The sequence below is a fragment of the Methanolobus sp. WCC4 genome (assembly GCF_038022665.1).
Classification (GTDB): Archaea; Halobacteriota; Methanosarcinia; order Methanosarcinales; family Methanosarcinaceae; genus Methanolobus.
Map to the genome: position 1 here is coordinate 1,907,181 of NZ_CP150629.1, position 12,592 is coordinate 1,919,772.

Annotated in this window: 13 protein-coding genes; 7 read left to right on the forward strand and 6 right to left on the reverse strand. The window is 41.0% G+C overall.

The genetic code is table 11. The features are described 5' to 3' along the window. Window positions 1–3 precede the first annotated feature (3 nt). Window positions 4–837: a hypothetical protein gene (locus V7O63_RS09140; RefSeq protein ID WP_340818147.1), complete on the reverse strand. Its 834-nt coding sequence runs from the start codon at window positions 835–837 to the stop codon at window positions 4–6. 557 nt (window positions 838–1,394) lie between these two features. Here V7O63_RS09140 and V7O63_RS09145 point away from each other — a divergent pair. The 3 genes from V7O63_RS09145 (at window position 1,395) to V7O63_RS09155 (ending at window position 4,229) form a co-directional block, all read left to right on the forward strand. Further along, the gene (locus V7O63_RS09145) at window positions 1,395–3,122 is read left to right on the forward strand and encodes a thiamine pyrophosphate-binding protein (protein ID WP_340818148.1); all 1,728 of its coding nucleotides are present in this window, start codon (window positions 1,395–1,397) and stop codon (window positions 3,120–3,122) included. 82 nt (window positions 3,123–3,204) lie between these two features. Next, window positions 3,205–3,642: an NTF2-like N-terminal transpeptidase domain-containing protein gene (locus tag V7O63_RS09150; protein ID WP_340818150.1), complete on the forward strand. Its 438-nt coding sequence runs from the start codon at window positions 3,205–3,207 to the stop codon at window positions 3,640–3,642. Between the two features lie 77 nt (window positions 3,643–3,719). Further along, entirely contained in the window at window positions 3,720–4,229 is a 510-nt protein-coding gene (locus tag V7O63_RS09155) for a dihydrofolate reductase family protein (RefSeq protein ID WP_340818151.1), read from the forward strand. 122 nt (window positions 4,230–4,351) lie between these two features. Here V7O63_RS09155 and V7O63_RS09160 read toward each other — a convergent pair whose 3' ends face one another. Then, window positions 4,352–4,897, reverse strand: a complete 546-nt coding sequence (locus V7O63_RS09160) for a carbonate dehydratase (protein WP_340818152.1) — start codon at window positions 4,895–4,897, stop codon at window positions 4,352–4,354. Window positions 4,898–5,161: 264 nt separating this feature from the next. Between V7O63_RS09160 and msrA the strand changes: the two genes are divergently transcribed. Beyond that, complete coding sequence (gene msrA / locus V7O63_RS09165; protein WP_340818153.1) at window positions 5,162–5,665, forward strand: peptide-methionine (S)-S-oxide reductase MsrA; 504 nt, start codon at window positions 5,162–5,164, stop codon at window positions 5,663–5,665. 180 nt (window positions 5,666–5,845) lie between these two features. Then, a complete protein-coding gene (locus V7O63_RS09170; RefSeq protein ID WP_340818155.1) occupies window positions 5,846–7,822 on the forward strand; it encodes a PAS domain S-box protein in 1,977 nt (658 codons plus the stop codon). A 131-nt stretch (window positions 7,823–7,953) separates the two neighbouring features. Here V7O63_RS09170 and V7O63_RS09175 read toward each other — a convergent pair whose 3' ends face one another. From V7O63_RS09175 to V7O63_RS09190, 4 genes are all read right to left on the reverse strand, one after another. Then, window positions 7,954–8,748, reverse strand: coding sequence for a putative dsRNA-binding protein (locus V7O63_RS09175; RefSeq protein WP_340818158.1), 795 nt, complete (start codon window positions 8,746–8,748; stop codon window positions 7,954–7,956). Window positions 8,749–8,770: 22 nt separating this feature from the next. Further along, window positions 8,771–9,307, reverse strand: coding sequence for a DUF2284 domain-containing protein (locus tag V7O63_RS09180; protein ID WP_340818160.1), 537 nt, complete (start codon window positions 9,305–9,307; stop codon window positions 8,771–8,773). Between the two features lie 156 nt (window positions 9,308–9,463). Next, window positions 9,464–10,693 carry a hypothetical protein gene (locus tag V7O63_RS09185; protein ID WP_340818161.1) on the reverse strand — a complete coding sequence of 410 codons (1,230 nt, stop codon included), beginning with the start codon at window positions 10,691–10,693 and terminating at the stop codon, window positions 9,464–9,466. A 117-nt stretch (window positions 10,694–10,810) separates the two neighbouring features. After that, window positions 10,811–11,251, reverse strand: coding sequence for a hypothetical protein (locus V7O63_RS09190; RefSeq protein WP_340818162.1), 441 nt, complete (start codon window positions 11,249–11,251; stop codon window positions 10,811–10,813). Between the two features lie 289 nt (window positions 11,252–11,540). Here V7O63_RS09190 and V7O63_RS09195 point away from each other — a divergent pair, with 289 nt between their 5' ends. After that, on the forward strand, window positions 11,541–12,008 hold the full coding sequence (locus V7O63_RS09195; protein WP_340818163.1) for a hydrolase: 468 nt from the start codon (window positions 11,541–11,543) through the stop codon (window positions 12,006–12,008). Window positions 12,009–12,164: 156 nt separating this feature from the next. Beyond that, window positions 12,165–12,584 (forward strand): hypothetical protein, encoded by a 420-nt coding sequence (locus V7O63_RS09200; RefSeq protein WP_340818164.1) that lies wholly within the window; start codon window positions 12,165–12,167, stop codon window positions 12,582–12,584. The last annotated feature ends 8 nt before the right edge of the window (window positions 12,585–12,592 follow it).

Sequence of the window (12,592 nt, forward strand, 5' to 3'; positions counted from 1 at the left end):
TTGTTATCCTGGCGTTCCTTCTTCGCCTCCATAATCAATATTTTTTATAAATTGTAACTCAGCTAAATTAGATACATTTTCAACAGTGATTTTTCCTATACACGTTGTTTCAAAACACGTTAACTCACTAACTCCACTTTTTTGAACCAAATTTATCTGTTCGTGAGTCAATTTTTTATCGATATTAATGAAAATTGGAATCTCTTTTTCTATTAGATTTGAATATTTCATTTGTAGCACAATATTTTTTAAAGTCGGTGCTATTTTATCACTAAGAATATCTTGATAGGCTACTGATATTTTATTCGAAGTTAAATCTGCATAATTCTGCTCAAAAAAAGTAGTTGCAGCTTCTAATCCTAGTGTGTCATTCCCAGCAATCACCAGTATCTTATTTTCAATGTTCCAAGGATTGGGGACAATTAAAAGTAATCCTTTGCCTTTTAATTTACTTTTTTCCCAGATACTATCAACTTCAGTTTCATTCTGAATGAGTGACAAAAGACTATTAGAGTTAAAAGTTCCAATCAAAATCAAATTTTTTCCAACAAGTGTTGATTCTGTTATACGTTGAGATACTTTTATTTCAGGTTTTTCCCCTATATTTTCAAAAAAAAAGCTCTGCAATTTTTTTGCACTGGTGAACTCTATTGATGATGATTCATTGCCAATAATAATAATTGTATTCGAATCAAGCAACAAATGCGTATTGTTCAAACTCAAATTAGTTTTTTCAGTATCTTGTATTCTGCTTGTCTCCAAGCAACCAAATGTAGAGAATAGTAACAAAACAACTAAAATATAATAGAAATGCCTAATAATTTTTGTCTTTATCACTATAGAACTCCTTATGATTGAATAAGATATAATCTCGAAAGTAATAATTTTATTACTCAATTAACAAAATTGATAATATCTATTATAAAAACATTGTTATATTTTTGTTACAGAAGAAAGATACTAAACACTCTTACATATTTAGGTAGTTGGCAAAGTAGCACAATTAGTAATAGTATCCATTTTGTAATGATAGCTGGTTGAAGATAGGGTTAGAAAGCTAGTGGTAAACATAAAATACTTAATTTGTTTCTCAAATGCCTATTATATATTACATATTTTGTGTCGTTTTGAAGAAAGATATGAGATAATTTAGAAATTGTTCATCAGCAAAAAATTAACAACAACCCTTAAATAGCACCTCCCCCAATCCTAATCTAATGTCTAACCCTACCACAACTCACACTTTACGCAATGTGCCAGTGTCTGTAGTAGTGGTAGTGATAAACGCTTGAGCTAACAAAAGAAACTTTTCTGGCTCAAGTGCGCTGTTTTATGACAACTTTACTGAATAGTGTATCCTGTGCCGGGATCGTTTCTTTCATGGAGAATTCACAATGGAAGAAATGAATGGAGCAGAAATATTAGTTAAAAGTCTGGAGGACCTTGGGGTCAAACAAATTTTCGGTTATACCGGAGCGGCGATACTGCCGGTCTTCCATGCACTTGAGAAGAGTGACATCGATATAGTCATCAATTCAAATGAGCAGTCGGCGGCTTTCAGTGCTGCCGGTTATTCACGGTCCAGTAACGAGGTCGGTGTTGCAATAGTCACATCCGGACCTGCGATCACCAATACGCTGACCAGTGTTGCTGATGCCTATGGTGACAGCATTCCGCTCGTTGTTATAGCAGGTCAGGTCCCGGCACACAAGATAGGTACCGATTCCTTCCAGCATATCAATGTTGAGGGAATCTTCGGAGAAGCTGCAAAGAAGGTTATGCTCGTTTCTGATGGGGATGACCTCGAGGCTATCATCAAGGATGCATACTACTTTGCCAGATCAGGTAAACCCGGGCCTGTTGTCATAGATATCCCGCTGGACAAACAGCAGAAGATGCACGAGTACCAGGACATCAACATCATGAGGTTCGAGGAAAGTTACCACGATGACAGACATCTCTGTGAGGAACAGTGCGAGGAGTTCTTCCGTTTGTTCCTGAACTCAAAAAGACCACTTCTCTATCTCGGTGGAGGTCTCAATTCTGAAGCCGGAAGCCATGCCATCCGGGAGTTCAACGAATACTTCAGGATACCTTCGGTCAACACTCTCATGGCAAAAGGTGTCGTTGACGGGCGGGATGATATCAACCTCGGAATGCTCGGGATGTTCGGAACACCCTATGCTAACATGCTCATACAGGAGAACGACTTCTTCTTCGCCATCGGTGTCCGCTGGGATGACAGGGTCGCTGAGAAGGTCGGGTTTGCAATAGGCACCGATATAGCCTATATCGATATCAACCCTGAGAAGATGCACCAGATAAAGATAGAACGAGGGCCTAAGTTCACATTCATCGGGGATGCTGCCACAGCTATAATGGACCTGCTCAACTATGCTAAGAAGCATAATATTACTCTGGATATCCACCAGTGGCAGGAACGTGCAAGATCCCTGAAGAGGTCCTGGCCGCTGGACTACAACCGTGAGTCAGAATTCATCCAGTCTGCCGAGGTCATGTCCCTGCTGTCTGAATATATCGATGGGAACACAATGGTCACAACAGGTGTCGGCAACCAGCAGATGCTTGCAGCCCAGTATCTTCCAATGCAGAAAGCAAAGTCCTTCATGACCTCCGGTTCCTTCGGTACCATGGGCTTTTCCATGCCAACATCCATCGGTGTCCAGTACGCGAACCCTGAAGCAAGGGTCATAGCCATCGACGGTGACGGCAGTCTCAGAATGAACCTTGGAGAACTTCACACCATTGCATCACTTGACCTGCCCATCAAGATACTCATGATCAACAACAGGAGTGATGGAATGGTCCAGAATCTTCAGGATGCCGCTTATGATGGAAAGAGGACCGGAACACAGAGACCAAAGGACGTCCGCTTTGCTGATATCGCCACATCCTTCGGCTTTAATTTCGCAGAAAGGATAACCGATAGAAGTGAGCTCAAAGCTGGGATGGAAGCCTTCCTGAACTCAGAAGGACCATCTTTCCTTGAGATCTGTACGGACAGGGAAGAGGTCCTGTATCCGAAGGTTCCTGCAGGTGGAGCATATAAAGATATGATCCTGGGTCCGTATATCAAGGAGGTTAATGACTCTGGTATGTGACTGCAGTACATCTCACAATTGCACATTTATAGAAAAAAGAACAAATGTCAATTAGAACTGTAGTTCGATTCTGGTGTTAACTATGAAGAAAGCAACGACAATTACTATAATGTCCTTAGTAATGGCAGTTCTTCTTACTGCCGGATGTGCGGGTATCGGAGGCAGTCCGACAAAGACAGTGGAGAACTTCGTGTCGCAGTTCGATGAAGGGAACTATGACACATGTTATGACCTGATGTCATCCGAATACAAGCAGAATACAGGCCTTGCAGACTTTGTAGATATCTGCAAGGATGTCAACCCTGACAAGTACGAGTTCATTGAAGTGACAAAGGAATATGTTGATGAGGATACTGCAGTTGTGGATGTCCTTGTGAATGAATCCAGCGTAGCTATCAAGTTCTCACTTAAGAACCTCATTGAGGTCGAACCTGAGTTCGAGGAGACCACAAAGGAGATAGAACTCGTAAAGCAGGAAGATGAATGGAAGATAACAGAATTCCCCTATGCTCTGACCTGATGCTATCTTTTCATATGTCCTGAATGGGCCTTTGATAAATAGCAGAACAGAGTGTATACGGGAGTGGGGGTAAGAAAATGCGCGATGTAATATTATTGATAACATGCAGCCTTGATGGCTTTATAGCAGCGGAGGACGGGAACGTTGACTGGCTGCTGGGGGAAGATGAATATGACTTTGATGCCTTCCTTGATGGAGTGGACACTCTGCTAATGGGTTACACAACCTACAAGCAGGTCCTTGGTTTTGGAAAATGGCCCTACGAAGGCAAGGAATGCTACGTATTCACAAAAGAACATCTACACTCTAAAGATGATAATGTGGTGTTCTCAAATGACCCCGTAGGTACCACTGAGAATCTCATGCTCGGTACAGGAGGAGCTATATGGGTAGTGGGCGGTCCCTCTATCATATCTCCGCTTCTTAACAAAAATCTCATCAACGAATTCAGGATAACGATACAGCCTGTAATACTCGGTAAAGGCATACCACTTTTCAAAGACATAAAAAAGAGCATCAGGCTTAAGCTCAAAAGCACGCAAAGATATGATTCTGGTATCGTGGATCTTGTTTATGGTCTGCACTAAGGGACCAGAATTCATAATTCAAGAGAAAAGAAAAGAAAAGAAAAGAAGAGTTGATGGAACCTTATATGTTTCCATCTCTTTGTTCACTTAGTTTATTCCAGGCACTTTGAATGCAGTATCTCTCACTTTTTACAGGCTAGGTCAGTGTAACCCTTGATCAGGTCAAGATTTGCATTTATGACCGAGGCTTTGAACTTCTCAAGGTCAGAGCAGATATCATCCAGTCCTTCCACAGCTTCCTGGTTGACAATTACCTGTCCGTCATTGATAACTCTGCATGAAGGTATCTCAACGCCGCGCACTGTTGCGTTGTGAAGGATGACCACATCATCTCCGACATTGCAGTCGAATACGACAGCACCGAATCCGATAAAACATCCGCTTCCAAGGGTACATGGTCCGTGAACGATACATCCGTGTGCAAGTGATGTGTTGTCTTTGATCACCACTTCTGATCCGGAAAGTCCGTGCAGTATCACACCGTCCTGTATATTGCAATTGTCACCTATGACAATGGATGAACCAGGTTCATCTGCCCTGATGACCGCATTGTGGGCCACATAGACGTTGTCTCCGATAGTCACGTTACCAAGTACAATGGCTGTTTCAGATATCCATGCGCTCTTGCTTATGTTTGGTTCTTGTTTATCAGGATTTTGTAATAACATTCTTTCACCACGTGTTGTTGTTGATCAGGTATGCGACTCCATAAAAGCCAGAATTTTTGCTATTATATGCACTATGCATTTAATTCGATCAATTGTAACATGAATAATCATGACAATTTATTTAAATCTACTGACCTAAAAGGATAGAAATGTTTATTATTGTCCGAAACTTAATTGTAAACCATAGGATTAGAAACCCACCTCCTAAAGTTTACAGGAGTATCCATTAAAGGGAAAGGGGGAATTATAATATCCAACGCTACTATGGGACTTCCGGAGAAGTTAAGGGATCAAGGATATGAGCTAGCCACTTTTGCTGCAGGTAGCTTCTGGGTTGCAGAAGCCATATTTCGTAAGGTTCAGGGTGTTATCGCAACTGCCGTAGGTTATATGGGTGGAGAACTTGATTACCCCACATATGAGGAAGTCAGCGAGGGAGACACCGGACATGTTGAGGCTGTCCAGATAGTTTACGATCCGGAGATCTTATCATATGAAAAGCTTCTGGAATTATTCTGGGAACTTCACAATCCCACAGTTCCGGATGGTGAAGAAGAACTACCCGAACAATATCGTTCGGTAATCTTTTATCACAATGAGATTCAGAGGGCCCTGGCAATCAGGTCAAAGGATGAAGTTAAAAAGTCCGGAAAATTCAAGAAGGACCTGATCACTGAGATACGCCCCGCTGAAAGGTTCTTCAGGGCAAAGGAATACCATCAGCAGTATTATGAGAAAATGGACTCAGGCGGCCATATTATTAAGTGATGATCTATTTAGGCATGTCTTGCATTTCCTTTATCTTTTGAGCAATTATTTGTGCAACAAATAATAATATATTTTACTGACAATTCTTATATATAAACAGCAGCATACCTTATTTAAAACTCAATATCTTCCTTAAGATTACGGTGTGTAGCTAATTGCGCAACATTTGAGGTTTTATTCGTGGAATACGAGAAAAAAACGAAAGAAGAGTTAATATCCGAAATTCATGAATTACGCTCCCGTCTCAGAGAATCTGAAGCATCTTTCATTAAACTTCAAAACACTTTTAATGGAAGTTCCGTGCCTATTTTTGTAATTGACAGGAATCATACCGTAACTTACTGGAACAAGGCCTGTGAAAAATTGACCGGTGTTTCTGCAGATGAGATGCTTGACGGGAAGGAACTATGGACTGCATTCTACAATCAAAAAAGACTTCTTATGGCTGATATGATAGTTGATGATGATTCTGAGAATATACATGCCTATTATAGTGACCTAAAATTATCATTCATCGAAGGTGCATATGAGTCGATAGAATATTTCCAGAAAGTTGACAAATGGCTTAATATTACTGCGGCCCCCCTCAGGAATGCGCAAGGTGAGATTATAGGGGCTGTAGAGACCATGCAGGATGTAAGTGCTACTAAAATGGCTGAAATGGAACTTATAAATCAGCATGAACAATATCTCTCTATATTCGAGGCGATAAACGAACCTGTTTATGTGTGTGATCCTGAAACCTATGAGATACTGTTCATAAACTCTCCAGGAAAAAAGATTGTTGGTGACAATGTTATAGGTAAGAAATGCTATCTGGTTTTGCAGGATCAGGATTCTCCCTGTCCGTATTGTACCAATCACCTGATACTGGGGAAGAATCTTGGAAGGACACATGTCAGGGAATTCATGAATCCAATAAACCATCGCTGGTACCGCTGCATCAACAAAGCTATTGAATGGACAGACGGACGCATGGTTAGGTTCGAGATGGCCATAGATATCCACGATAGTAAGGTGACAGAAATAGAGCTCCTGGAGAGTGAGGAAAGGTTTGAAGCTATTAGCACCTTTGCTCAGGATGCGATAATAGCTATTGACAACGAAGGAAAGGTAACTTTTTGGAATAAGGCAGCAGAACACATGTTTGGTTATTCTAGGAGGGACGTCCTTTATATGAATGTGCATTCCCTTATAGCTCCTCAACAGTATCAAAAGGCATACCATGAAGCATTCTCGCTTTTCAAAGATACAGGAAAGGGCAACGCTGTAGGTGAAACCTTGGAACTGACAGCCAGAAGGAAGGATGGAAGTGAATTTCTCGTTGAATTATCTCTCTCAGCCATAAAACTAAAAAATAAATGGACTGCTGTTGCTGTTATCCGTGATGTCACTGAAAAGAAAAAGATTGCAGGCGATCTTCTTAATGCCAAGATTGCAGCAGAGAATGCCAACTGTACCAAGAGCGAGTTCCTTGCTAACATGAGTCATGAACTCAGAACACCTTTGAACTCTGTTATAGGTTTTTCCAATATTCTTCTGGAAAGATACTTCGGGGAGCTGAATGAAAAACAGATGGGGTACGTAAGGAATATATCTAACAGTGGCACCCATCTCCTTAATCTTATCAATACAATCCTTGATATTTCAAAAGTCGAATCTGGAAAAATGATTCTCTACAAGGATGATATATGCGTTCGGGATATATTCGAGGAAATGTGTTCCGTAATGGAACCTCTTGCATTTACGAAAGATATGAATCTGGAGCTTGATTTCGATGCCAATCCGGTCTATGTGAACGCGGACGATGCAAAGATAAAACAGGTGCTCTACAATCTGATAGGAAACGCCATCAAATTCACGGATGCTGGTGGTTCAGTAACCATAAAAGAGAGGAGGAATGGAGAGATGGTCTACATCTCTATAATAGATGATGGCATTGGAATCTCCAGGAGTGATATAGAAAAACTATTCACACCTTTCATCCAGCTTGATACTAACGCCTCCCGGGAATATGAGGGTACAGGCCTTGGCCTTGCTCTTGCCAGGGAACTCGTTGAACTTCATGGTGGTACTATATGGGTTGAAAGTGAAGTGGGCAAGGGCAGTAACTTCAGCTTTACCCTGCCCCTGAGTGATAAGGAAGTTCTTAATTGACCTATTTTTCAAACCTGAAACTCATTTTTCCAGTCCACGATATAGGAAAGCATATTTTACCGTATGGAATAATGTAGTATGTTCTTAGTTTTGATGGTATTTGATCAATTCAACCAAAACGAAGAACACTTTTATTGCTTTTGACTGTCAAGGTCGGATTCTTCCAGATAACTCATCGCGGCAGCTTTCTCCGCTTTTCTCTTGCTGTTACCTGAACCGGAAGCAAGCAGCCTTTCATCAAGATACAGGCCCACTGTGAAATATCTGTCATGGGCAGGCCCTTCCTCATCGATGACCCGATAGAGAGGATTTCCAATTCCTTTCTGGTGGAACATCTCCTGAATGATTCCTTTTGGATTGGATATGCTGATCCTGTCCAGTGCATGATCTATATCAAATGATCTGTAGACGAAATCCCTTGCAATGGAATAATTTCTGTCTGAGTTACTGCCACCAGATCCACCGTCCAGATAGATAGCACCTATTAGCGATTCCATCATATCCGACAGTTTCCCATCGATGTTCACATGTGGTTCGGCAAGCACGAATCTCGAGAGTTTTATCTTCCTCGCAACGGGTTTCAGGTTTTTGTTGGAGGCAAGCACCTCTTTTATCTTAGTACACACCCCTTCGATGGTGAGTCCCTTTGAGGCGGCATATTCGTTGATATCTTTATCGTGGTAGGCATATTCTGCGATGATCAGGCCAAGCACCGAATCCCCGAGATATTCAAGCTTCTCATAGTCCTTGTTCTCAAGACCATTGACCTTTCTGAACTCACTCAGTTTTTCTTTATCTCCACTGAAAAGTGAGCCATGCAGAAGTGCCTGTATAAGGTATGTCCTGTCATTGAACCTGAACCCTATTATCTCCTCGAATTCTTCAAGGTCATCATCATTCACTTTCAGATCGGCACTAAGTCTCACTTTTTTCCCTCATATGGATATGTTATTCCAGCAATAGTATTCCCACACATTTTACTTTGTCAAAGTTACAGTACCCGATCTCCAGTCCTTTCTTCTCCATTAGCTTTGAAAGATTGATCCCAACGGCTTCAGGGGGTAAACGTCTGAGATCCGGTCTGTTGCATTCCTCTCCACATGTTTCACACTCATTGCAGGCACCCGGCCGCAGCAACTGGGCAAAGTTGAACCCTCTCCTGAAAGCAAAATATTCCAGGTCAAGCATCTTATGAAAAGTCCCTTTGCGCAACCTTGACCATGCTTTGAAGATATCATCCTCAGAAGATGTATCATGTTCTTCGATAAGCAGGATGGCAGTGCTGTATTCTTTGAGCATCTTCCTGAACTCATCAACGGATATTATATGTGGCGGACAGCTCAGCCTTTTGCCATAACCTCTGCACCCATAGGCACATTTGAGCCTGGTCCTGTTCTCCACATCGATCTCAGAAGCATCCAGCAAGTAAGCTGAGAGTCCCAGTTCTTCTGCCTTGTTCATTACTGATCGGATATCTTGTGCCATTGGATGTTAATTTATTGAACATGATCATTTAAAAAAGAATCGAGTTCCTTACAAAAAAGATATTTCCTGATATCAGTTATCCCAATATCAGTTATCTCAATACATTAGAGAATAGATATTTTCATAGAATAGGTGAGCAGTCCATATCATGAATTTCTATAGGGGCAGGCGCTTCACCCTTCTGTACTTCTGCACAAGTTCATGGATCGATCTTTTGTAGAATGACTCTCCATCTATCTGTTTTGTGATCTTCCATTCTATATCTTCTTCGATCTCGTTCCTGTTCATTTCTCCCAGCTTGACAGGTGTCATGTCGGCCCAGGGGATGTATTCCCATTTCCAGAGCTCATGGTTCGTATCAGACTCGGCCATTGCATGGTTGGATGTGTTTATGAAGATCACAGGATGTTTCCTGTTCTTGAAATAGTATTTGATCTTATGCTCAGGGATATTTTCTCCCGAATCTCCATGTATCGAATCATATTCCAGGTCATATTTTCCACTGTAGATGTTGTGGAACACGAATGTATCGTTCTTTTCGTCCTGTTTGAGCCTTATCCTGAATGTCTCGATGTCTGCTGTCCTTCCATACCGATAGTAACGATACAGCTCATAGATATTGTTGAGATACAGGTTCTTTCTGAGCTGTTCATTATTGAAGATAAGGGAGACTTCAATTTCCTTGTAGCCTTTTGCGGTCTTACTTTCAGAACAGTGGATCTCACGAAGGAAATTCTTCATACAATCCACTGCGGGCTGGTAGATGATCGGAATGATCCGGTCATCCTGCCCAGTGTCTTTAATATCTGTTGCTTCAAAGTGGTTATCACTTTTTGTTGGGATATCTATCTCTGTGCAAAGGGAATTGTACAATCTGTACACATTAGATGATCCAATATCCTGTCCATCCTTTGCCCATTCCCATATCCAGCAATTGTCATTGAACTGGAAGACCCATCTCTTTTTCGGACCCTCAATGACATTACGACCTTTCTCGTTCTCCCTTGCCGTATAGATATCGGTCTTTGGTTTGTAGACCCTTTTCAGATCAAACCCTATCATTCTTCTGACACTTACGAACTTGTGCATGAATTCGCTGTCAATTTCCTCTTCTCTTCTGACCACGACTTTCAATTCATCATCAGATGCCCTTGCAAAACTTATATTGCAGTTCTTGTAGTCCCAGACATCAACCTGTCCGGTCCAGAAGAATTTTTTAGTCCTGCGGGCCCATTTACCTTCCGTGTCCCATCTTTTTTCCATGTAGGAGAACCAGACACCTTCTGCGCCTATGAGTTCAGGTGTTGTTTCTGATATGATTACATCTTTGTTGTTTGATATATTTTCAGAAACCATATTTACATCTTCATGCATTTTACCTTCCATTGCTCCTTCCTCTCATTATTTGTCAGTTGTTGAATTATCTCCCTAAAAGGAAAATGGGACTATTATCAATTTAACAGAACGATGATAGTTTCCTGTCAGCAGTTTCCATCTATCGATTCAGGTCTTTGATTTTTCGATGTATTTGATAAGATCATGCAGTGGTTTTGTTCCCCCTCCGATGGTGAGTCCTGTTACTATTGTATCGATCGTAGGATTGGCCGATACTTCAAGCAGATCCAGGAATCTGATATTCAGTAGAAAAGCTATAATGATTCCCACAGTGGATGCAATAATTAAAGTTCTAAACACTATCTTGCTCTCAAATTTTGTCTTATCTTTCAGAAGTTTCTCTATATCATTATATAGGTCGTCCTTTTTTTTGTTATCATGAGTTTTTTCTATCTCTTTTTTTAAATTATCGATCCTTATATCAGCTGTCTTTGTTGCTGCTTTTGCATCATCATGTCCCGGGCATATCTTGCTTATCAGGGACTCGGTGATTCGCTCTACAGCCTGAGCAGCAACATAGAACACAGCAAAGGCAGTTACAACGGACAAAACTCTTCCTCCTGTTGTTCATTGATTCCCTAATGCAGCCCTGCATGGGCTTGAAAGCTAACATCAGGCAAAGAAAACGTCATTATCGAATTCCCCACACAATTTTAGAATTTCCTATCCCTGGTGTACAATTAGTATTTTTAAGCTCATATACAATAAATATTTTGAAATTATGTTCCGTATTTCAGGTTCTGATCTAAATAAAGTATGCAAGTTCCAGGCCAGGTCGAATCGTCTACTTTTTATACTCATATATCAGACATTCAATTAACTTTAAGGGGTGATATCAGTGGAAGAAGAATGCTGCCCGAAATTCGACCCGGAGCCGTGGGATGGAAAGATCATTGAATGGGAGAACAAGAGGTTCGTAAAAGACAGGGTCCTGACACTATTCTATATGCCGGTCAATTTTGGCGGCGTAATGAAAAGGCTTGACAGGAAGATTCGTGAAGCTGGAGCCACTATGCCGGATTATCTCGGTCTTTCCGACCACACATCGAAATGGAGCATGGATATCTATCTGGCAGTCGATAAGGATATACCTAATGCAGAGAACGTGACCTTAAGTGGCAGGTTCCTGAGTAAGGTCTACGAGGGTCCGTTCAGGGATACTAAAAAGTGGTCTGAGGATTTCGAGGAATATGCTAAGGAGCAGGGTCATGAGATAAAGAAATGGTACATGTGGTACACTACCTGTCCTAAATGTGCGAAGAAATATGGTAAGAACTACGTTGTCATCATAGCTGAAATTGAGTGAAGGGGACGAAAAGCTCATTTATTTTTTTATCTGGTACAGATTCGATTTCGGTTTTAGAAGTTTCACGCAATAGTTTTCTACAGAGCCAAAGTAGTTTAATGCATAACTTTATTATTTTGTATATTCTATTTGAAAAAGAATAGGAGTTAATCATCAATGACAGGGGAACAGGAATCTGATAAAAAAGTTGTTGGCGGTACAGGCATAAACACTGGTGGAAATGTATCTTTTGGTAATGTCAGCGGTCAGGTGGCTATTGGTGAAAATATCAAACAGATTCAATCTATATCTGCAACTGACCTTGATGATTTAAGAACAAGTCTCCTTGATCTTAAAAATGGAATAGACAAACTTAATCTTCCTTTCGATGATCAGGAAATAGTTAAAGGAGATCTAAGTGCTGCTGTCAAGGAAGCCAAAAAAGACAAACCAGAGTTGTCAATAATCAAAGAAAAGTTTGAAAGCGCTATTAACACTATCAAAGAAGCGGATAAGACCATAGACAACATTTCGGAGCTTTACGAGCCTGCTAAGAAAATAGCCAAATTGGTTGGGATAGGTATCGCTTTGCTTTAATTGGGTGC